Here is a 21,432-nt window from a genome sequence, read left to right as displayed (position 1 = left end):
CAATTATAGCGCGCTGCGCTGACCTCGGGTGTAACCCGTCGTGTCCTTGCCGTTCGTCGCAAAACTGTCTTTCTGGCTACTTAGTGGTACGCGTTTGTCCGGTGTGCACGACGAAGATTGCATAAATTGAAAGCTCGAATCGCCCCCCTGACGGGCGAATGGAGATGCAAGATGCGCAAGCAGGGCGGTTTTACTCTGGTCGAGCTGGCCATTGTGCTGGTCATTATCGGCCTGATCTTGGGGATGGCGTTCAAGGGCAAGGATTTGATCGATGGCGCCAAGGTCAAGAACATGCAGGCCCAATACAACAAGGTGACTTCGGCATTCAACACCTATTACGAAAAATATGGTGCCTACCCCGGTGATGGTTGCCCTGCGGCGACAAGCACGGACCCTTCCACCTGCACCGGAGCTCGCAATGGCCAGTTGACCCAGACCGAAGCGCTGGCTGCCATATCAATCTTGCAGGAGACCGGTATTTTGTCGGCGGCAGACGTGCAGAGCGTGTTCGGGCAGGCCTGGGCTATTTCGCCGGCTGCGGTGGCTAATGGCAATTATGCGGCGAATACCAGCTACCTGACCTTGCCGACTGCCGCGGGAACGACTACCACACCGGCAGCCGCTGCGGATGTGCGGTTCGTGTGTGCGCTGGATCGCCAGGTCGACGATGGTTTGCCCACGGGCGGCATCATGCGCAGTAGTGGAACCTATAGTGCGACCGATGACTGCTGGGCGCTTGATGGGCTGGTATCAATGGGGATCCGGGTGTTGCCCTGAGGCTGGCTAGAAATCCATCGCCAGCTGATCCTGCTGCAATACGCTGCGCAGCAGTGATAGCGTTACCGGTTTCTTGCGGCTCAGTGCCAGCGTGTTAACCGCTTCCAAGTGGCTGTAGAGACTGGGCAGATCGCGCGCGGCGTGCAGAAGCAGGTAGTCAGCCATTTCCTCGCTGAGTTCGAAGCCGAGCTGTATCGCGCGCTGTTTCAGTGCCTGGGCTTTGTCGATGTCGCTGAGCGGGTGAATCTGGTAGACAAGCCCCCAGCCGAGCCGGGTGGTGAGGTCGGCGCGCAGTTCCAATAGCATTGGTGGCAGGGGGCCCGCGGCGAGAAAGAAGCCGCCGCCTTCCTTGAGCGTGTTGTAGTGGTCGAAGACGCGGATCTGCTCGTCGTAATCCAGTGCATCAACGTTATCGACGATCAGGAATGCGTTGCCGGGTATGCTCTCTGGGATATTGTGATCAGTCGCGTCGGTGTAGATACCCTCGTTGCCAATCTGACGAGCGGCGGAGGCGAGTAGGTGGCTTTTACCGGTGCCGGCCTCGCCCCACAGGTAGATACTGCGGGCGTGAATGTCCCCTGCCAGCCACTGGCCGATCTGGTACAGCGGCTCGGCATTGTCGCCCGCCACAAAATCAGCAAAGCTGTTCGGTGCGGGGAGCAGCAGGTCTAGTACCAGTTGTTTCATGCGGCAGGCGGCTTTACGTTCTGTTGCAGATGGCTGATCGGTGGCGGCGGCTTGGGCGCACCTTTGTTCGCGACTTACGGTAAAATGCGGCGTTTTCCAAGCGGGATAGCGCGGCATTCTAGCGCAAAAGCACCGCTTAACGCCGTATTCATCACGAGGCCATCATTTCCATGACCAAGCAAAGCCTGAGTTACCGCGACGCGGGCGTCGATATCGACGCCGGTGATCAGCTCGTCGAAAACATCAAACCGTATGCCAAGCGCACGATGCGTCCCGAGGTGCTCGGTGGTCTGGGCGGCTTTGGCGCGATGGTCGAGATCAGCAAGAAATACAAGGAACCGGTGCTGGTTTCCGGCACCGATGGCGTGGGTACCAAGCTGAAGCTGGCCTTTGAGCTCAACCGTCACGATACCGTCGGCATCGATCTGGTTGGCATGAGCGTGAACGACATTCTGGTGCAGGGGGCCGAGCCGCTGTTTTTCCTGGATTACTTTGCCTGCGGCAAGCTGGACGTGCCGGCAGCGACCGAAGTCATCAAGGGGATCGCCGAAGGCTGCGAGCAGGCCGGTTGTGCGCTGATCGGTGGCGAAACTGCCGAAATGCCGGGTATGTATCCGGTCGGTGAATACGATCTGGCTGGTTTTGCTGTCGGCGTGGTCGAAAAGAGCAAGGTCATCAATGGCCAGGCCGTGATCAAGGCCGGCGACGTGGTACTGGGGCTCGCGTCCAATGGCGCTCACTCCAACGGCTACTCGCTGATCCGCAAAATCCTGCACCTTACCAACGCCGACTACAACATGCCGTTCGAGAACGGCAAGTCGCTGGCTGACGTGGTGATGGCGCCGACGCGCATTTATGTGAAGCCGTTGCTGAAACTCATGGCCGAAATGCCGGTCAAGGGTATGGCGCACATCACCGGAGGTGGCATCACCGAAAACACGCCCCGCGTTTTGCCGGAGAACGTCGTTGCCCAGATCGATGCGAAGAGCTGGGAAATGCCCAAGCTGTTCAAGTGGCTGCAAGCCGAAGGCAATGTGGCGGAACAGGAAATGTACCGCACCTTCAACTGTGGCATCGGCATGGTGGTCGTTGTGGCGGCGGAAGACGCCGAGCGCGCGGCGGCGTTCCTGGTGGCAGAAGGCGAAACGGTGTACCGCATCGGCGTGATCCGCGAGCGGGTGGGTGATGAGCATCAGACCCAGGTTGCTTAACCTCGGGATTGGCCTGCTTCTTGCGCCGCTAGCAGTGCTAGCGGCGTTTGTCATTTTTCGGGCGAGTTTCGGCTGGATGGCGCAAGACCGCTGTCTGGATGCCGGGGGGCGCTGGAGCGAAGAACAACAATCATGCCAGCTGGTCGTGCCTCGTGGCGAGGCCAAGGCTGGTGGTGCAAAAAGATGAAGAAAATAGTCATACTGATTTCCGGGCGTGGCTCGAACATGCAGGCGATTGTCGAGGCCGGTATTCCTGGTGCAGAAATTGCCGCGGTCATCAGCAACCGTCCGGATGCTGCCGGCCTGATCTGGGCGAATGAACGGGGGATTCCGACGCTGGCACTGGATCACAAGGCCTATGCCTCGCGTGATGAATTTGATGCCGTGCTGGCCGATAAGATCGAGGGTATGCAGCCAGACCTCTTGGTGCTTGCTGGCTATATGCGCATACTGACGCCGGTATTTGTCAATCGTTTTGCCGGTCGGATGCTGAACATCCATCCTTCATTGCTGCCGGCCTATCCGGGGCTGCATACGCATCAGCGCGCAATTGAAGACGGGCTGAAAATCGCGGGCTGTACCGTGCACTTTGTTACCGCCGAACTGGATCATGGTCCGGTGGTGGCGCAGGCGGCCGTACCGGTGCTGGATGAGGATAGCGCAGACACGTTGGCTGCAAGGGTGCTGAAGCAGGAGCATCAGCTGTATCCGGCGGCGGTGCGCGCATTCATCAGTGGTGACTTTGCACTGGTTGCAGGTCGGGTACGCTATGCACGTCCGCTGGATGAGTCCGCCGCTTTGCGAGTGCCCGGCTAAGATGCCGCACTGGTTGCGTTACGCCTTCTGGCTGGCTCTGGGGCTGTCACTGCTGCTGCATTTGGCGGCACTCATTGCCCAGCCGCTGTACGCCTGGCTGACGCGCCCGGAGTTTGCCGAGACCGAGTTGCGCAAGGTCAGCAAGACGCTGCAGGCGCAGCGACTGGCGGATGCAGAGCCCGGCAAACCGGAGGCTCTGCGTGGCGTGAAGCCCGCTGAGCAACTGGAGGTCCGGTTTGGTGGTTCGCCCGTCCCGGTGAAGATCACTGCTGTTGCAAGACCAGAGAGCAAGGTCGCCCGCACCGCAGCCAGCCGGGTAAGGGCGATGACTGAGCCTGTCCCGCTTGCGACTGCATCGGCCCCGGCCATCGCGGTCGCAACATCCTCGCAGGCAAGCGCTGCGGTTACTGCCAGCATGGTGGCCTTGGCCAGTGCGCCGCGGGCGACACCGGTCCCGGCCTCGACCCCCGTTCGCACTCGGGCCAGTACCGTGCTGGCTGCCAGCACCGAGCAGATGGGGCGTTTCCCGCGTGATGTGCGGGTAACCTATGTCTGGGGCTCTGTTCCGGCGCGCATGCACTGGCAAATTGGTCAGAGTAGCTACAGGCTGGATGTGGAGGGATCGCTGGGCTTCAAGTCGCGGACTTTCCATTCCGAAGGCGAGATCACGGCTCAGGGCATTGTGCCTCGCCAGTTCAGTGAGTACCGAGACAACAAGCCCGAGCCGAAGTACCAGGTCGATTTTGATTGGCAGGCCATGAAAGTACAAATCGGCGAGCCGGGGCAGCGCAAGGAAGAGGCGTTGCAGGAGGGTGATCAGGACCTGTTCTCGGCGGCGTTTCATCTGGCTCTGGTTGGTGGCAGGGCGCAGACCATGTCGCTGTATACTGGCCGCAAGCGTTACCCGGATATCCATTTCGAACCGGCAGGCGAAGCAACGCTGACCATCGGGCGCCAGCATATCGATGCGGTACTGCTACGCGGCCGCTGGCAGGATCGGCGGGTGGATTTCTGGCTTGCGCCGCAGTGGAATAATCTTCCCGTGCGGATGACGGTGGATATACCCAAAGAAGGTAGTTTTGACCTCTGGGCGAATATCATCGAACTGGATGGTCAGCGAGTGCTGGATGGTCCTCGCCCCGGCGCGGCAGTGGACAGTAATATGCGGAGACCCTGACCGTGAACTATCGCTTGTTCGTGCTGGTATTGGCCCCCTTGCAGCTGGTGGCGACGGCTTGGGCTGGCTTGCCACGGCAAGCTGAAATTGAGTACCGCTACGGCATCATGCCCGCCGCGCTGCGCTGGTCGCAGGCCGCCGGCGCTTACCGGCTTGAGCTGCAAATGGCTATTCTGCACCGGCAATTCACCTATCTGTCACAGGGGCAGATGAGTCGTGCCGGGTTGCGCCCCGAGTCGTTCGCCGATTTCCGTGATCGCAGCGGAGCCCCGCGCTACCGGGCCGATTTTGACTGGCAGGCTGGCACCTTGCAGCTGGGTAAGCCCGGCGAGCAGCAGCGAGCTGAGTTGCAGTCCGGTGATCAGGATCTGCTCTCGGCCGCGTTCCAGCTGGCCCAGCAACAAGCTACAGAGGCACAGTTTGCGCTGGTTAACGGCCGCAAGCGTTATGCCGGTGCGCGGTTTACGGTTTTTCCGGGTGAAACCCTGACACTGGGCGGGCGTGACATACCGGTGGTGCGCTGGCATGGCCAGCTGGAAGATCGCAGTGTCGATTACTGGTTGGCCAGCGGCTGGAGTAATCTGCCCGTGCGCATGCAGGTCAATCTGGGGGAAGGGAGCTTCGACCTGGTGGCCAGCGAAATCCGGATCGATGGCAAGACGGTGCTGCAGGCGCCGGCGGCGAGATGAGATCAATGTATCAGGCCGGCCACGGGTCGGTCATACTGCCTCGAAAGAGGCTGGAGAATGGAATGAATGCAGTACAGTTTTCCGCAACGCTGGATATCCTGAGCGTCGCACTGGGTTTCACCGCACCGGTTGATGGCATCGTATCGCGGCATTTTCGCGATCACCCTGAGCTGGGTGCCAATGATCGCAATGTGATTGCCGAAACGGTGTTTGGTGTGTTGCGCCACCTGCCCCAGCTGGAGTGGATTACCGAGGGCAATGCCAGCACGCGCGAGATTCTGCTGGCCTGGTTTGTCGGCGTGAAGCGCCTGAATCTGCGCGAGTTGCCGGCAGCGTTTCATGACAAGGATAAAGAGCGCGCCGGACAATTGAAGGCTCGCCCTGTCAAGGATGCCCCCTTGCATGTGCGCGCCGCCCTGCCCGAGTGGGTGGTGCAGATGCTGCTCGATACCGGGCGCAGTGAGGCATTTATTCTTGAGCTTGGGTATAGCCTGCTAAGCAGTGCACCGCTTGATGTACGGGTTAATACCCTGAAAATGAAACGCGATAGCGTACAGCGCGAGATCGAGCGGCACGGCATGGCATGTCAGCCGACCCCGTATTCACCCTGGGGGTTGCGTCTGGAGGGCAAGCCGGCCGTCAATCGCCTGACACTCTTCAAGGAAGGCGTGTTCGAAGTGCAGGATGAAGGCAGTCAGCTGCTGGCGCTGCTGACTGGCGCCAAGCGCGGCCAGATGGTGGCCGACTTCTGTGCCGGTGCGGGGGGCAAGACGCTGGCACTGGGGGCGATGATGAATTCAACCGGGCGTCTGTACGCGTTCGACGTATCGGAAAAGCGCCTGAATAACCTTAAGCCGCGTCTGGCTCGCTCGGGCTTGTCCAACGTGCAGGCGCAGCTGATTGCCAGCGAAAACGACCAGAAGATCAAGCGGCTGGCCGGCAAATTCGACGCGGTGCTCGTTGATGCACCGTGCTCGGGCATGGGCACCACCCGTCGCAACCCGGATCTCAAGGTGCGGCAGTCGCCGCAAAGCGTGGCGGAGCTGAATGCCAAGCAGTCCAGCATCCTCGCTTCGGCTGCGCGCCTGGTAAAGTCTGGAGGGCGGCTGGTTTACGCCACCTGCAGTTTCCTGCCGGCAGAAAACGAAACGATAGTGCGCGCCTTCCTCGCTGAGCATCCGGACTTCGAGCTGCTGAATGCCCAGCAGCTGCTCGCTGATGCCAGGGTGCAGATTGCGCTGGAAGGCGACATGCTGCAGCTCTGGCCCCAGCTGCATCAGACCGATGCCTTTTTTGCTGCGGTGCTGCAGAAGAAGCTCTAGATGTATGTCAATGTGCGCTGAGTGTTGTTATTGCTTTCTTCATTCTTGCGTTATCAATGATTAATCAGCTTTGAGTGGGATTTTTCGCTAGAATCCTTCGCCATTAGCAAGAATCTGAGAGTGGAAGTCATGACACAACAACCCCGTCAATTTGGTGAGTTGGCTGAAAGTTTGTATCAGATGCGGCGGTATTTTGTTGTCGCAGGAGCCTTCAGCCTGGTCATCAACTTGCTGGCGCTGACACCTTCCATCTACATGCTGCAGGTTTATGACCGTGTGCTCGCTAGCAGGAATGAAGTCACACTTCTCGTGCTGACAGCAATTGTTCTTGGGTTGTTTGCGCTCTCGGGATTGTTGGAGCTTGTCCGTTCACGGCTCCTGGTGCGTATTAGCAACCAAATGGATGAGGTTCAGGGACATCGTATTTTTACAGCCTCATTTGAAAACAACCTGCGATCAGCTGGCGCTAATGCAGGGCAATCATTGTCAGATTTGAATAATGTGCGGCAGTTTCTTACTGGGAATGGTCTATTCGCTTTTTTTGATGCGCCATGGATGCCTGTTTATCTTCTCATACTCTTCCTTTTTGCGCCTTTAATGGGCTGGCTTGCAATCGGCGGAGCGTTGATTCTAGTGGGGCTGGCCATTCTTCAGGAGGTTTTGACCAAGAAGCCCTTGACAGAGTCTCAATTGCACATGGCTCGTTCGGGAAATTTTGCAACGAACAGCTTGAGGAATGCCGAGGTTATTGAGGCGATGGGCATGTTGGGTGGTTTGATGCAGCGATGGCAGACGCATCATGGTAAGTCGCTTGCACTTCAGGCCTATGCCAGTGACAAAGCAGGCACTGTATCAACCATGTCTAAATTTGTTCGTATCAGCTTGCAGTCGCTGGTGTTAGGGGCTGGTGCATACCTGTCCATTGAAGGGACGATTTCACCCGGAGCGATGATTGCCGGTTCGATAATTATGGGTAAAGCGCTGGGGCCAATTGATTTGATGATTGGCTCATGGAAGCAATTTGTGCAGGCTCGCACTTCATTTACGCGCCTAGAGCATTTGCTGAAGCAATATCCTGAACGTAAGTATGGTATGCCTTTGCCTGAGCCGAAGGGTATCTTGGTTGTCGAGAATTTGATTGCGCATATACCCGGCACGAATAACACAATACTCCGCGGTTTGAATTTTCATGTCCGGCCAGGGGAGGTGCTGGGTATTATCGGGCCAAGTGCATCTGGAAAATCTAGTTTGGCCCGCTTGCTAGTCGGGGTATGGTCAGCATCTTCAGGCAGCGTTCGCCTGGATGGTGTTGATATTTATGGCTGGAATAAGGCTGAGCTAGGCCCTCACATGGGCTATCTACCTCAAGATGTCGAGCTGTTTTCTGGAACGGTTGCAGAGAATATTTCTCGTTTTTCTGAGATCGATAGCCAGGCAGTTGTCGAGGCGGCCCAGTTGGCAGGAGTTCATGACATGATCCTTAAATTGCCTAAAGGTTATGACACCCCGATAGGCGAAGGCGGGGCCAATCTGTCTGGTGGACAAAGACAGCGCCTTGGTCTCGCGAGGGCGATGTATCGCGTTCCCAGTTTGATTGTCCTGGATGAACCCAACTCCAACCTGGATGAACTGGGCGAGAAGGCTCTTGTAGCTGCTCTGTTAGCCGCTAAACAAAAGGGCTCATCGATCGTGGTGATTACTCACCGTACCTCCGTGTTGCCGGCTGTAGATAATCTCTTGGTTCTTGCAGAAGGGACTCAGCGCATTTTCGGTCCGAGAGATCAAGTGCTGGCAAAATTGAACGGACAATCATCAACTGGCTAGGATGCGTAGATAGTCTGTTTTTCAGTTCCTCATTGAGTTGTTGGGTGCGTTTCATTACCCATTGTCATAAGGCATTTTCATGAAGCAGAGATTAGGCAGATTCTTTGGACTCGGTGTGGCTTCAGCAGAAGTCATGCCCGAGAGGACCAGCCCAAAGGATGAGTTAAACCGCACAATCCGTTTAGGGGTGCTGTTTTTGGCTGCGGGCTTTGGGGGATTCTTGCTGTGGGCAGCAATGGCACCTCTTGATGAGGGGGTGCCTGCCCCGGGGGTCGTGAGTGTGGACTCCAAGCGAAAGGCTATCCAGCATTTACAGGGCGGAGTCGTGGGGGAGATTTTGGTGCGGGATGGTGATCTGGTGGCTAAGGATCAGCCGCTTTTGAAGCTTGATTCGACCCCGATCGAATCGCGTGTCGCGACGGTAAGGAACAATTATTGGCAAATGCTGGCAACATATGGCAGGTTGCAGAGTGAACAAGCTCGCTTGAGTGAGCCCGTATTTGATGCTCGTCTGTTGAAGGATGCTGAAATGCAACCGAAGGCTAAGGAGGCGGTGGCATTACAGCGGCAGTTGTTTATCTCCAGAAAAAAATCGCTAGAGAATCAGAAGGGTATCTATGCACAGTCAGCGGCTTCGGCTCAGGAGCAGGTTCGAGGATTAAAGGCGCTCTCTGAAAGCCGTGCTCGGCAGATTGAGTTGCTTGAGAAGGATGTTGCTGGCTTGCGTGATCTAGTCAGTGAGGGATATGCGCCTCGAAGTCGTCTATTGGAGTTGGAGCGCATGCTAGCACAACTGAATGGTGAGCGAAGCACAACAATCGCAGATATTGATCGTGCAAATCGAGCAATCGCGGAAGCTCAGTTGCGTAGCCTGCAGTCGGAGCAAGATTTCTTGAAAGATGTCGACTCCCAAATGTCTCAAGTACAAACAGAACTGAATCGCTGGTCGAATGAGTTGCAGTCCGCAGAGGAAGAGTTGGCTCGAGTGACGCTCAAATCACCAATTGCTGGTCGCATTGTAGGGTTGAACCAGCATACTGTAGGAGGGGTGGTAAAACCTGGCGAGACTTTGATGGAGGTCGTGCCTGAAAATGATCTTCTTGTTGTCGACATTCAGATTCCTCCGCACCTGATAGACAAAGTACACCCAGGTTTGCCCGCTGAAGTTAGATTTTCCTCACTTGGGACTCGAGGTCAGGTCCCTATTATTATGGGTAAATTGAAAACAATATCTGCTGATAGATTGACTGATCAGCGCGGAATGGCCTTTTATGTTGGAACGGTACATGTCGATAAGCAAAGCCTTGCTGAGCTTGCGAGGCTCAATTTGAAAGTTTTGCCCGGCATGCCGGCCGAGGTTGTAGTTAAAACAGGTGAAAGAACCATGCTTGATTATCTTCTGCGCCCGCTTTTAAACCACTTGGCTCCTGCGTTGACAGAGCATTGAGCATGAAAGTTAAAAAAACTATTCAAGCATTATTGTTGATAGTGGGTCTATCTGCTCAGCCGATTTCTGCAGGGGAGTTGCAAGCTCTTTATTCCAAGGCGCTGCAGAATGACCCCCAATATTCTACGGCTGTTTCTGTGCGCGAGGCCGCCCAAGAATTCATGCCCATGGCTCGTGCCGGTTTTTTTCCTCGAATCGGGATTGGAGCTAGTTATGGGAGAAATGATACTGAGCGGGATGCTCCGATTATTCTAAATATTCGTAAGAAGATCGATTATGAGTTTTATCCTGAAAATTACAGTCTGACATTGACTCAGCCTTTGCTTCGCCCCGCAATTGTTGCTGAATACAATCAAGCCCGGTGGAGAACTGAGCAGGCGGAAGCTGATTTTGGTCAGCGCACTGATGAGTTGAAACAGCGGTTGGCTGAAGCTTATCTGCGTACTCTTGTTTCATCAGCTCGGATGAAGTTGATTGATCAACAAAAAGTAACGTTCGAGGCCTTGTTAAGGCAGGCTGAGCGCTCGTACGCTTCTGGTTATGGTACTGTGACCGAGGTGGCTGAAAGTCAGAGTCGGCTGGATGAGTTATTATCCGAGCAAGTCACAGCCAAGGCGCTTAATGAGAATCAGCTGGCTGTGCTGCGTCAAATAATCGGCATGCCCAATTACACTATTGCGGCAGTCGATTTTAAGGACTTTGCCCCTACTTTGCATGGTGAGCTATCCTTGGCCGAATGGAAAGAAGTTGCTAGACTCAATTCGCCAGAGCTACGTGCTGAGTCCGCGAGGGTAAAAGGGGCCGGCTCAAATGTTGAAAAGGCGTTGGCTGCTTTTTCGCCGACTCTCGATTTACGGCTTCAGTACTCCAAGGATAAGGATTCTGGTTATTCTAATGAAGGTGTTATTTTAACCAGTCGATCAGCAGTTTTGTCCTTCAACTTTCCAGTTTTTGAAGGGGGTTACACAGTATCTCAATATCGGCAGAGTACTTCACAGTTGACTGCGGCGCAGGAGAACTTGCGAGCAGTAACGGAAGGGCTTGATGTAGATATTGAGAAAGAATATGGCAATGTTGTTTCGCTTGTCGTCCGAATACAGGCGCTTCAGCGGTCCGTGCAAACTAACGAATTGCTAGTTAAAGCAACAGCAAAGAGTGTTGATGCGGGAGTTCGCTCCAATGTTGATTTGCTAAATGCACAAAGCCGTCTTTTTGAGGCAAAGCTCAAGCTTTCGGAGTCAAGAATTAGCTACTTGTTATCACTTGTGCGTCTTAAGATTTTTGCTGGGGTTTTCGCTGATTCTGATTTCGCGGTGCTCGATGGCGCGTTGTTCTAAGTTATTCGGTAATCCTTGGCAGTCTCAAGGTCCTCGTGCTACCGGGTTAATGTGTGCTTGCCTGCGGTGATTGGATAACGGCATCAAAGTACTCGGCAAATACTTCAATCGGTATCTTGAAACCCAGTTCGGAGCGAGGACGGGTGTTCAGACGATGGCGATCGCATCCAGTTCCTCCTGATTGAACGTCAATAGATGTCTGGTCTCGGATCATAATTTACCTGTCCGCAGTTGGCGACTCTATCTGGCACGTTCGGTTTTGGGTACGCTCTGCACGTCGATCTCCAGATCAGGCCAATGAATCTCCGTCTGCACGGGCGCGCCCGTACCACTCCGGCTGTTCGTGCCGAAATCCAGTCCGCGCCGGCCGCCATTACCGATGCCGAACTTGCACGCCGCTATGGCATCAGCAAGCCCACCATTGCTAAATGGCGCCGGCGCAGCTCGGTGCACGATGAATCACACACCGAGCATCATCTGCAAGCCACACTGACACCCGCCCAAGAGTGCGTCGTCGTCGAACTCCGCAAACTGCTGCATCTGGCCCTGGATGACTTGCTGGTTGTCGTGCGCGAATTCCTTAATCCCTCGGTCTCGCGAGCCGGCCTTGGCCGTTGCCTGGCCCGCCATGGCGTCAGTCGTCTGCGGGGCCTTGAGCCACCGGCATGCCCGGACAAGGGGAAGCCGTTCAAAGCGTATGAACCCGGCTTTGTGCATGTGGATGTGAAGTACCTGCCGCAAATGTCGGATGAAACGGCGCGACGCTATCTGTTTGTTGCCATTGATCGTGCCACCCGCTGGGTATTCGTGCAGATCCGGCCGCACAAGACGACGGCAGCTGCTCAGGCATTTCTGGCCGCCTTGAACAAGGCGGCGCCGTTTCGGATTCGTACGGTGCTGAGCGACAACGGCAGCGAGTTCACGGACCGACTGTTCAACAAACAGAAGCAGGCCAGCGGCGAGCATGAATTCGACAGGCTGTGCGCCGCGCTCGGCATCGAGCATCGTCTGACCAAACCGCGCCATCCGCAAACGAATGGGATGGTGGAACGCTTCAATGGCCGGATCAGCGAGGTGCTGGCCACGCGACGTCACCCCGTTTTCAGTAGCACTTGGCTTCAGAGTCCGGGCTTACTTTAGCCGACTTTGCAGCCAGTTGCTGGGTATGCGCAGACTCAATCACCCTGGCTTCTCTAGACACTCCGGAGTTGTTGGAAATATTGTTTCGCAACCTTGGGGTGACGGCAGGGCTGCCCTATTTGACAATCCTTAGTTGCGGTCTGCCGCTGGGGCGGGGCGGTGGCTCTTCGCTATCCGATGTGCTCGCTGGGGCATCATCAAGATGTGCCTCCGGAGTGCCTTCGTACTCAAATCCCATCCCCTCGCCATTCTCGCGGGAGAAAATGGAGACTACCGCGCCGACTGGTATATTGATGTCGCGCGAGACGCCATTGAAGCGAGCTGAAAAGTTGATGTAGTCATTGCCGATGGTGAGATTGCGAGTGGCGTTGTAGCTGATGTTCAGTACGATCTCGCCGTTCTTCACAAACTCTTGAGGCACCTGCATTTTCTGGCGTACTGCAACGACCAGATACGGTGTGAAGCCTTGATCCGAGCACCATTCGTGAATGGCACGAATCAGGTAGGGTTTGGTGGAAACGGTGGTTTGCTGCATGCGCATTTTCTCCCATGGGCGGGGCTGATCACGCCCCGCCTGTCTTGTGCAGTATATCCGCTGAATTACTTGCGCATTGCCTTTTCGTTTGCAGTTAGCGAATCAATGAAGGCCTGGCGGCTGAACAGGCGCTCGCCGTATTTCAGGATCGGCGCCATGGCCTTGGTCACTTCGATGCCATAGTGTTCCAGGCGCCACAGCAGCGGGCCAATGGCAACGTCCAGCATCGAGAATTCCTCACCCAGGATAAATTTCTGGCGGGAGAACAGCGGGGCGATCTGGGTCAGGCTGTCACGGATTGCTGCACGGGCGACATCCTGGGTCTTTTTGGTCGCGGCGCCATCTTCCAAGGTCTTAACGTGGATAAAGAGCTCGCGCTCAAAATTGAACAGCATCAGACGCGCGCGCGCACGGACCATCGGGTCTGCTGGCATCAGTTGCGGATGCGGAAAGCGCTCGTCGATGTATTCGTTGATGATGTTGGACTCGTACAACTGTAGGTCGCGTTCCACCAGCACGGGGACCTCGTTGTACGGATTCATGACGGCCAGATCTTCCGGCTTGCTGTGAATGTCCACGTCAAGGATTTCGAAATCCATGCCTTTTTCGAACAGAACGATGCGGCAGCGGTGGCTAAAGGGGCAGGATGTGCCCGAGTACAGCTTCATCATGAACAGGACTCCGCGATATGTTGCAATAAAACGTAATTTTACTGGGTTTGGTGGGTGAAACACAAAAAAAACGCGCTAAGTCATTGAATGGTAATCGTAAAAGACAAAACGGACGCCAAGGCGTCCGTCTTGTCTGATTTTGCTGTGCTTAGTGAACGTCTTTCCAGTATTCCTTCTTCAGCAGGTAGCTGATCGGAACCAGAACAAACAGCAGGAACAGCAGGACGAAGTAGCCAATCTGCTCATTCTTTACCTTGACCGGTTCACTCATGAATACCATGTAGTTCACCAGGTCACGGACACGGGCATCGTACTCGTGGTTATCCAGTTCACCCTTGTCGTTGGTGGTGGTCAGCGAGCCCGCCTTGACGAGCTTCAGGCCGGTCAGGACTTCTTCTTCCTTGCCTGTGCTGTGGTTCTTCACCTTTTCAAACACGGGCACCTGGTCGCCTTGCAGTTCCCACAGGACGTGCGGCATGCCAACCTTGTCGAATACGCGATTGTTCCAGCCGGTTGGACGGGAGTCATCACGGTAGAAGCCGCGCAGGTAGCTATACAGCCAGTCTGCGCCGCGCGAACGCGCGATCAGCGACAGGTCGGGGGGGGTGGCGCCGAACCAAGCCTTGCCATCCTTCGCGGCCATCGCAACCTTCATGGTGTCACCGACTTTTTCGCCGGCAAACATCAGGTTGTCACGGATCTGGGCTTCGGTCAGGCCGATGTCCTGCAGGCGGTTGTAGCGCATCACGGCTGCGCCGTGGCAGGACAAACAGTAGTTGACGAAGGTCTGAGCGCCGCGCTGCAGGCTTTCGGTATCACGCAGATTGATGTTGGCCGGATCCAGCTTGACGCCTTCACCACCGGCAGCGAAAACCGGAGCTGCAATCACGGCACAGAGGGCCAGCAGGAGTTTGCTTGTCATATTTTTCATTGTGGTTTTCTCCCGATTACACCGTGTGGGCGAACAGGTAGGCGCCGCCCAGCGCAATGGCCACATACACGAAGAACATGACCTTCTGGCGGCAGGTGCTGAAGGTTACCCGATCAGGTACTGGTGCAGAGGGCTTCTCGTTCTTGGTGTAGAACGGCATACCCAGGAAGAAGCCGAAGTAGATGACCGAGAAGATCTGTGCGATCACCGTGCGGACATTGGTGGACGGCAGTGCGCCCAGAATGCCCAAGCCGATGAAGGCGATCAGGAATAGTACAACGGCAGTCTTGAAGGTGGTGCTGCGATAACGGATGGACTTGATCGGCGAGCGATCCAGCCACGGCAGGAAGGCGATCAGTACAGTCGCGGCCCCCATGCCCAGAACCCCCCAGACCTGTGTGCCCCAGAATGACGGGATGGCGCGCAGGATGGCGTAGAACGGCGTGAAGTACCAAACCGGCGCAATGTGTGGCGGCGTCTTTAGTGGATCGGCCGGGTCGAAGTTCGGGTGCTCAAGGAAGAAGCCGCCCATTTCGGCCGAGAAGCCAGCCACGCTGAACACGATGGCGGAGAACACGGCCAGGAATACGGCCACACCCAGAATATCCTTCACGGTGTAGTACGGGTGGAACGGGATGCCATCCAGCGGAATGCCGGTCTTCGGATCCTTGTTCTTCTTGATTTCCACACCGTCCGGGTTGTTGGAGCCGACTTCGTGCAAGGCCACCAGGTGAGCCACAACCAGTCCCAGCAGAACCAGTGGTACAGCGATCACGTGCAGCGCGAAGAAGCGGTTGAGGGTCGCATCGGACACCACGAAGTCACCACGAATGAATTCGGACAGATCCGGGCCGATGACCGGGATCGAACCGAACAGGTTCACGATAACTGCGGCACCCCAGAAGGACATCTGGCCCCAGGGCAGCAGGTAGCCGAGGAAGGCTTCGGCCATCAGGCACAGGAAGATCAGCATGCCGAAGACCCATACCAGTTCGCGCGGCTTCTTGTACGAGCCGTATACCAGCCCACGGAACATGTGCAGGTACACCACCACGAAGAACATGGAGGCACCAGTCGAATGCATATAGCGGATGATGCTGCCGCCCGCAACGTCGCGCATGATGTATTCGACGGAGGCAAAGGCGACCGAAATATTGGTGCCCGGGATTAGGTTGCCGTCCGGCTTGTAATTCATGGTCAGGAAAATGCCGGTCACGATCTGGATGACCAGAACCAGCATGGCCAGCGAGCCGAAGAAGTACCAGAAATTGAAGTTCTTCGGTGCGTAGTATTCGGAGACGTGGGCTTTCCAGGTTGAAGTCAGCGGAAAGCGCTCGTCAACCCAGTTCAGGACCTGTTGTCCGGCTTGTTGGAGTTTGCTCATTGTCGGGCTCGCTTATTTGTCTTCACCAATCAGCAGCATCGCGTCGCTGAGGTATTTGTGCGGTGGGACGACAAGGTTGGTCGGCGCAGGAACGCCTGCGTAGACGCGACCGGCCAGGTCGAACTTCGAGCCGTGACAGGGGCAGTAGAAGCCACCCAGCCATTCCGGGCCCAGATCGGCAGGTGCCAGGTCAGGACGGAATGTCGGCGAACAGCCCAAATGAGTACAGACGCCAACGGCAACCCAGATTTCCGGCTTGATCGAGCGAGTCCCGTTCTTGCAGTACTCGGGTTGGTGGTCGACTTCGGACTTCGGGTCGGCCAGCTTGCCATCGAGCTTGGGCAGGCCTGCCAGCATTTCCGGGGTGCGTTTTACCACCCACACCGGCTTGCCGCGCCATTCGACGTTGATTTTTTGCCCGGCTTCGAGCTTGCTGATGTCGACTTCGACCGGTGCACCGGCGGCCTTGGCACGCTCGGACGGAAGGAAGCTGGCGATGAACGGGGTTGCCGCGAGGCCGCCAAAGGCTGCTCCGGCTGCGCCCGTGGCGATCGTCAGAAACCGCCGCTTGCTATTGTTTACTTGCTGGTCACTCATAACCCAATCCCTGATTGACGGAACTCAAAGCGAAAAACTGCGAAATTCTACCTTAAACAAGGCGGGAACTTAATACTTCCTGCGTGAGTAGGGTTTTATGGTTGCGAAAGCCGCACAAGGGCTTACCAGCTGCTGGCTGGTTTGCGATAGCGCTCCAGTTCTTCCTGAAGTTTGTCAGCCATGCTCTGGGTGACGTCCAGACCAGTCTCGCGGGTGGTGCCCGGGTAGCTGAACTGGAAAACCCGGGCGGACAGTCGTACGCCATCACCTTCCTTGCTGATCACATAGCTAATGCGGGCTTCCGTTGGTGTGCTGGTGCGCTGTACCGACAGCGCCAGTTCCACGCGATCACTGCTGCGGCTGCGGACAGTCATTTTTTTCTGCTGGGTTCGCCATTGGACGATGTCGTCCAAGATGGCCTTGTTGCTGCGTCCCTGGATCAGTACGCTGGGCGCGCGATCTGCCGCTACCGGGCGGCTGGCCGCAACGGGGGGCGAGGGACTGGATGGCTCGGGGGCGCTCGTGGGATTGGTCGTGCAGGCGGTTACTAGTGCAGCCAGAGCCGCTACGGCCAGCTTAAACAGGGTTGTCGATTTCAATATGATGCAGCTCCAGTTCGAATTGCTTGGCCAGGTGCTCGCCCAGCGCGCGAATGCCGTAGCGTTCGGTGGCGTGGTGGCCGGCGGCTATAAAGCCGACACCGGATTCGCGTGCCAAGTGAGTGACAAATTCTGATGCCTCGCCGGTGAGATAGCAGTCGACATCCAGGGCTGCCACGTCGTGGAAATAAGATTGGGCGCCGCCCGTACACCATGCAACACGCTTGACGGCGGTGCGACCCGGGATGGCCAGGCAGGTTCTGCCTGTGGCGGAATCGATTCTCGCTTGCCATTCGTGCCATTGTATTGGCTCGGGTAGTTCGCCGAGCCAGACCATGTCCTGTTCACCGGTGCGCCCGGTTGGCTGCAGTCCAAGCAACTGCCCAAGTCTGGCGTTGTTGCCCAGCTCCGGGTGGGCATCCAGCGGCAGGTGATAGCCGAACAGGTTGATGTCATGGCGCAACAGTGCTGCGATGCGGTGTTTTTTGCTGCGAACCAAAGGCGGCGATTCGTTTTTCCAGAAAAAACCGTGGTGCACAAGCAATGCGTCGGCGCCTAGGGCAATGGCTTCGTCGATCGCTGCCTGCGAGGCCGTTACCGCGGTGGCGATGCTCCGGATTGATTCGCGCCCCTCGATTTGCAGCCCATTCGGGCAGTAATCGCGGAAACGGCCAAGCTCAAGCAGTTGTCCGATATAATTTTCCAATTGCTGTCGAATAACAGGCATGTGTTCGCAACCATGAAAAAAATCTGGCTGATTTTCGCACAAACCGTCACTGTTGCGCTGGGTGTCTGGGCTGTGCTGTCTGTGGTTCAACCGGATTGGCTGTCGTATCGAGCGCCAGTTGTCCGTGCGCCAGCCGTGCCAGCACCTGTGGCGAGTGCGCCAGCGGTAATGGCCGGCAAATCACCGGTAGGTTATAGCGAGGCGGCGAAGGCTGCGGTGCCCTCGGTGGTGAATATCTATACTGCCCAATCGGTTCGTCGCCCTGGGCGGGCTATCAATGATCCGCTTTTCAAGCATTTCTTCGGTGAGCGGCCCGGTGATGCGCCGCGCGCTTCCAGTCTTGGTTCAGGGGTGATTGTCTCAGAGGACGGCTATATCGTTACCAACAATCATGTGATTGAGGGGGCTGACCAGATTGAAGTGGCGCTGGCAGATGGCAGGACGGCTGAAGCGCGTGTCATCGGTACTGATCCTGACACCGATCTGGCCGTGATCCGAATTGAAGCCACGGCGCTTCCTGCAATTCGCTTTGGCGATTCGGATCGTCTGCAGGTGGGGGATGTCGTGCTGGCGATTGGCAACCCTTTCGGGGTCGGGCAGACGGTGACCATGGGAATCGTCTCGGCGTTGGGGCGTAGCGAACTCGGGATCAACACCTTTGAAAACTTCATCCAGACCGATGCCCCTATCAATCCGGGAAATTCTGGAGGTGGATTGGTCGATGCCAGTGGTACGCTGGTCGGGATCAATACAGCAATCTTTTCCCGAAGTGGTGGCTCGCTGGGGATCGGCTTTGCGATTCCGGTCAGCACCGTGCGCCAGGTCATGGATGCAATCATCAAGGATGGTGCAGTGACGCGAGGCTGGCTGGGTGTTGAGGTGCAGGATGTCACGCCAGAGCTGGCTGCTTCGTTTCGACTCCCTGATTCCGCGGGGGCGCTCATTGCCGGGGTTGTGCGCGGGGGGCCGGCTGACCGTGCCGGGGTACGTCCGGGGGACGTCCTGACCGCGATAGACGGGAGGTCGGTCAAGAATGCGAGCGACATGCTTAATCTGACGGCTGCACTGCCTCCGCAAAAGGAAGTGCAGATGAATTTCTACCGCAATGGCAAGCTTATGCCGTTGGCGGTGATGGTGGGTAAGCGCCCCAAGCTGGAGCGCTAGCCACGCTATCGGGTGTATTGCTTGGTAGGCTTTGTATTAAGCCTGTTTTGCGGGTATACCCGCTAGGGTTTGCCCTGGAGCAGCAGGTTTTCAGCGCTTTGCAAGCTGTCTGGCTCGCCCAGGAGAACCAGAACGTCACCAGCTTGTAATGTGATGTTGTCTTGAGGTGTGCCTGGCGTGGTGTTCTTGCGGCGCAGGCTGCGCACCTCGACGCCATAGTCTGGTAGTGATAGCGCAGCCAGAGTCTTGCCAACGGCAAAGTTGCCCTCGGAAATCACCATGCTGTGCAGTCGTGCCAGTCTGGGGTTGTCATCTTCGTCGAAATCTTCGTTGATGCCCCGATAAAATCCTCGGATCAGCTCGTAGCGAGATTCGCGAACCTCGCGCACTCGGCGTACGACTTTGTTTAATGGTACGCCCAGTAGCATCAAGGCATGGGATGCCAGCATCAGGCTTCCTTCCATGATGTCGGCTACCACTTCGGCGGCACCAGCTTCGCGCAGTTTTTCAATGTCCGAATCGTCGGTGGTGCGGACGATGACGGGTAATCCGGGACGTAGTCGATGGACTGTTTCAATGATTTGCAGTGCCGAATGCGTATCGGCATACGTCACGACAACTGCCTTGGCACGCATTAGGCCGGCTGCAATCAGCACCTCCCGTTTGGCCGCGTTGCCGAAGACCACTGACTCGCCAGCTGCACTGGCTTCTCGTACTTTCTCCGGGTCGAGGTCGAGGGCAAAAATGGGAATGTTTTCCCTGCTTAGCAGTCGCCCGAGCGACTGGCCGCTGCGACCGTAGCCGCAAAGGATGACGTGCCCCTGCGCCGCCATGGTGCGTACGGCAATCTGGTGGAGATTGGCCGCGAGGCTCATCCATTCCGAGCTTGCTAGGCGAAGCACCAGTTTGTCGGAGTGCTGCAGCAGGATCGGGGTGATCAGCATTGAGATGATGATGGCTGCAAGTGTGGCTTGCAGGTAGTGCGCCGGTATAAGTTGCTGGCCGGATGCCAGGGCAAGCAGAACAAAAGCAAATTCGCCCCCTTGCCCTAGTGCAAATCCGGTGCGCAGTGCCGTTCCCGGTGTGTCGCCAAACAGGCGGGCAAGTCCGGCGATCAGCGCTATTTTCCCGGGTACCAAGAATGCGACAAGAATCAGTACACGCCACCACTCCTGCAGCAGAATCCTGAAATCGAGATTCATACCGACTGTGACAAAGAACAGCCCCAGCAGCAGATCACGAAACGGGCGGATATCGTCTTCGACCTGGTAGCGGTATTCAGTTTCAGAAATCAGCATGCCGGCAAGAAAGGCGCCAAGAGCGAGAGACAGTCCGGCCAGTTCAGTGATCCAGGCGATGCCAAGAGTCACTAGCAGGACATTGAGCATGAATAATTCGCTAGAGTGTTGTCGCGCGACCAGATTGAACCAGGGGCGCATGAATTTCTGCCCCAGCTTGAGTAGCACAAAGAGCACTGCGGCAATGGTCAAGCCAGCAAAACCAAGTTCACGCCAGAGCACCTCAGGTGGTTGGCCTAGTACTGGAATAATAATCAGGAACGGGACGACTGCCAGATCCTGAAAAAGCAGGATGCCGAAGGCATTCCGTCCATGTGGCGTATTTATTTCGTTCCGGTCGGTCAGTAGTTTTGAGACCATGGCCGTGGATGACATTGCCATGGCCGCACCTAGCGCCAGTCCTGCGCTGAAATGCAGTCCAGCAAGCAGCAAGGTAGCTGCGATCAGGGTGGCAGTGGCAATGACCTGTGCACTGCCCAGCCCGAAAACCGTGCGTTTCATGGCGTTGAGGCGCGCAAGATTGAATTCAAGCCCCAAGGTAAACATCAGGAAAACAATGCCGAACTCTGCGAGCTGTGCCGCATCGTCACTGCTTGCGATCAGTCCGAAGGCGTGCGGACCGATCAGCAGGCCAACTAACAGATAGCCGAGCATCGGAGGCCACTTCAACTTGCGGCAGAGTACGACTGTTAGTACCGAGGTGGCTAACAGGGTGAGGATGGGGGTAAGGGGGAGGGCCGATGCTGAAGCCATGCAATCTCCTGTGCAATCCTCGCGGATTATAGCGCAGCTGCGGGCTGGCTCGTTTGGCATCCTTTGTGCTTGTTGGCGCTGGTAGGGGGGCGGGTGCTCATTTATACTGCTGCGGCGAAATGCTCCAAAGTGTTTGCCAATGTTGGGGGGGGCGCAATGTCGCGTCGCTCCACAAAGGTTGCCCCCACCGTCTTGGTTGTCGAGGCGGTTCCATTGCATGGGGGCGCGGGGTATCAAAGGATTTAATTGGTGGTTGGCGCTGAAGGTGAGCCGGTGGGTGCCCTGAATATGCATGACTTGTTGCGTGCGCGTGTCGTATTAACGTTTAGCGGACATGTGGTTTTTG

19 protein-coding genes and 1 pseudogene are annotated in these 21,432 nt (G+C 56.5%); 11 read left to right on the top strand and 9 right to left on the bottom strand.

Going from position 1 to position 21,432, the window contains the following annotated elements; genetic code table 11:
- Window positions 1-171: 171 nt before the first annotated feature.
- The gene (locus INR99_RS14585) at window positions 172-777 is read left to right on the top strand and encodes a type II secretion system protein (protein WP_194117101.1); all 606 of its coding nucleotides are present in this window, start codon (window positions 172-174) and stop codon (window positions 775-777) included.
- Window positions 778-783: 6 nt separating this feature from the next.
- On the opposite strand, the gene hda is transcribed toward INR99_RS14585, so the two are convergent.
- A complete protein-coding gene (gene hda, locus INR99_RS14580) occupies window positions 784-1,464 on the bottom strand; it encodes a DnaA regulatory inactivator Hda (protein WP_194117100.1) in 681 nt (226 codons plus the stop codon).
- A gap of 170 nt (window positions 1,465-1,634) precedes the next feature.
- Here hda and purM point away from each other — a divergent pair, with 170 nt between their 5' ends.
- From purM to INR99_RS14535, 9 genes and pseudogenes are all read left to right on the top strand, one after another.
- Window positions 1,635-2,675: a phosphoribosylformylglycinamidine cyclo-ligase gene (gene purM, locus INR99_RS14575; RefSeq protein ID WP_194117099.1), complete on the top strand. Its 1,041-nt coding sequence runs from the start codon at window positions 1,635-1,637 to the stop codon at window positions 2,673-2,675.
- A gap of 183 nt (window positions 2,676-2,858) precedes the next feature.
- Entirely contained in the window at window positions 2,859-3,491 is a 633-nt protein-coding gene (gene purN, locus INR99_RS14570) for a phosphoribosylglycinamide formyltransferase (RefSeq protein ID WP_194117098.1), read from the top strand.
- Window position 3,492: 1 nt separating this feature from the next.
- Window positions 3,493-4,668 carry a DUF3108 domain-containing protein gene (locus INR99_RS14565; RefSeq protein ID WP_194117097.1) on the top strand — a complete coding sequence of 392 codons (1,176 nt, stop codon included), beginning with the start codon at window positions 3,493-3,495 and terminating at the stop codon, window positions 4,666-4,668.
- A 2-nt stretch (window positions 4,669-4,670) separates the two neighbouring features.
- The gene (locus INR99_RS14560; protein ID WP_194117096.1) at window positions 4,671-5,357 is read left to right on the top strand and encodes a DUF3108 domain-containing protein; all 687 of its coding nucleotides are present in this window, start codon (window positions 4,671-4,673) and stop codon (window positions 5,355-5,357) included.
- Window positions 5,358-5,419: 62 nt separating this feature from the next.
- Window positions 5,420-6,679 carry an RsmB/NOP family class I SAM-dependent RNA methyltransferase gene (locus INR99_RS14555; protein WP_194117095.1) on the top strand — a complete coding sequence of 420 codons (1,260 nt, stop codon included), beginning with the start codon at window positions 5,420-5,422 and terminating at the stop codon, window positions 6,677-6,679.
- Between the two features lie 129 nt (window positions 6,680-6,808).
- Window positions 6,809-8,503 carry a type I secretion system permease/ATPase gene (locus tag INR99_RS14550; protein ID WP_228098342.1) on the top strand — a complete coding sequence of 565 codons (1,695 nt, stop codon included), beginning with the start codon at window positions 6,809-6,811 and terminating at the stop codon, window positions 8,501-8,503.
- A 79-nt stretch (window positions 8,504-8,582) separates the two neighbouring features.
- On the top strand, window positions 8,583-9,950 hold the full coding sequence (locus INR99_RS14545) for an HlyD family type I secretion periplasmic adaptor subunit (protein WP_228098341.1): 1,368 nt from the start codon (window positions 8,583-8,585) through the stop codon (window positions 9,948-9,950).
- Between the two features lie 2 nt (window positions 9,951-9,952).
- Entirely contained in the window at window positions 9,953-11,287 is a 1,335-nt protein-coding gene (locus tag INR99_RS14540) for a TolC family outer membrane protein (RefSeq protein ID WP_194117093.1), read from the top strand.
- Window positions 11,288-11,584: 297 nt separating this feature from the next.
- Window positions 11,585-12,379: pseudogene (locus INR99_RS14535) on the top strand (DDE-type integrase/transposase/recombinase); the annotation flags it as partial.
- 163 nt (window positions 12,380-12,542) lie between these two features.
- Here the strand turns inward: INR99_RS14535 and INR99_RS14530 are convergent.
- The 7 genes from INR99_RS14530 to INR99_RS14500 form a co-directional block, all read right to left on the bottom strand.
- Window positions 12,543-12,962 carry a ClpXP protease specificity-enhancing factor gene (locus INR99_RS14530; RefSeq protein WP_194117092.1) on the bottom strand — a complete coding sequence of 140 codons (420 nt, stop codon included), beginning with the start codon at window positions 12,960-12,962 and terminating at the stop codon, window positions 12,543-12,545.
- 65 nt (window positions 12,963-13,027) lie between these two features.
- Complete coding sequence (locus tag INR99_RS14525) at window positions 13,028-13,633, bottom strand: glutathione S-transferase N-terminal domain-containing protein (protein ID WP_194117091.1); 606 nt, start codon at window positions 13,631-13,633, stop codon at window positions 13,028-13,030.
- Between the two features lie 148 nt (window positions 13,634-13,781).
- Entirely contained in the window at window positions 13,782-14,564 is a 783-nt protein-coding gene (locus INR99_RS14520; protein WP_194117090.1) for a cytochrome c1, read from the bottom strand.
- 16 nt (window positions 14,565-14,580) lie between these two features.
- The gene (locus tag INR99_RS14515; RefSeq protein WP_194117089.1) at window positions 14,581-15,948 is read right to left on the bottom strand and encodes a cytochrome b; all 1,368 of its coding nucleotides are present in this window, start codon (window positions 15,946-15,948) and stop codon (window positions 14,581-14,583) included.
- 12 nt (window positions 15,949-15,960) lie between these two features.
- Window positions 15,961-16,545, bottom strand: a complete 585-nt coding sequence (petA, locus tag INR99_RS14510; RefSeq protein ID WP_194117088.1) for a ubiquinol-cytochrome c reductase iron-sulfur subunit — start codon at window positions 16,543-16,545, stop codon at window positions 15,961-15,963.
- Window positions 16,546-16,667: 122 nt separating this feature from the next.
- The gene (locus INR99_RS14505; protein WP_194117087.1) at window positions 16,668-17,144 is read right to left on the bottom strand and encodes a hypothetical protein; all 477 of its coding nucleotides are present in this window, start codon (window positions 17,142-17,144) and stop codon (window positions 16,668-16,670) included.
- Window positions 17,122-17,871, bottom strand: a complete 750-nt coding sequence (locus INR99_RS14500; protein WP_194117086.1) for a Nif3-like dinuclear metal center hexameric protein — start codon at window positions 17,869-17,871, stop codon at window positions 17,122-17,124. The genes INR99_RS14505 and INR99_RS14500 overlap by 23 nt, the downstream gene beginning before the upstream one ends.
- Window positions 17,872-17,883: 12 nt before the next feature.
- Here INR99_RS14500 and INR99_RS14495 point away from each other — a divergent pair, with 12 nt between their 5' ends.
- Complete coding sequence (locus INR99_RS14495) at window positions 17,884-19,035, top strand: Do family serine endopeptidase (RefSeq protein ID WP_194117085.1); 1,152 nt, start codon at window positions 17,884-17,886, stop codon at window positions 19,033-19,035.
- A gap of 62 nt (window positions 19,036-19,097) precedes the next feature.
- On the opposite strand, the gene INR99_RS14490 is transcribed toward INR99_RS14495, so the two are convergent.
- Entirely contained in the window at window positions 19,098-21,380 is a 2,283-nt protein-coding gene (locus tag INR99_RS14490; RefSeq protein WP_228098340.1) for a monovalent cation:proton antiporter family protein, read from the bottom strand.
- Between the last annotated feature and the right edge of the window lie 52 nt (window positions 21,381-21,432).

This window comes from Chitinilyticum piscinae (assembly GCF_015223195.1).
GTDB classification, from domain to species: Bacteria; Pseudomonadota; Gammaproteobacteria; order Burkholderiales; family Chitinibacteraceae; genus Chitinilyticum; species Chitinilyticum piscinae.
This window is presented reverse-complemented; position numbering and strand designations above follow the sequence as displayed.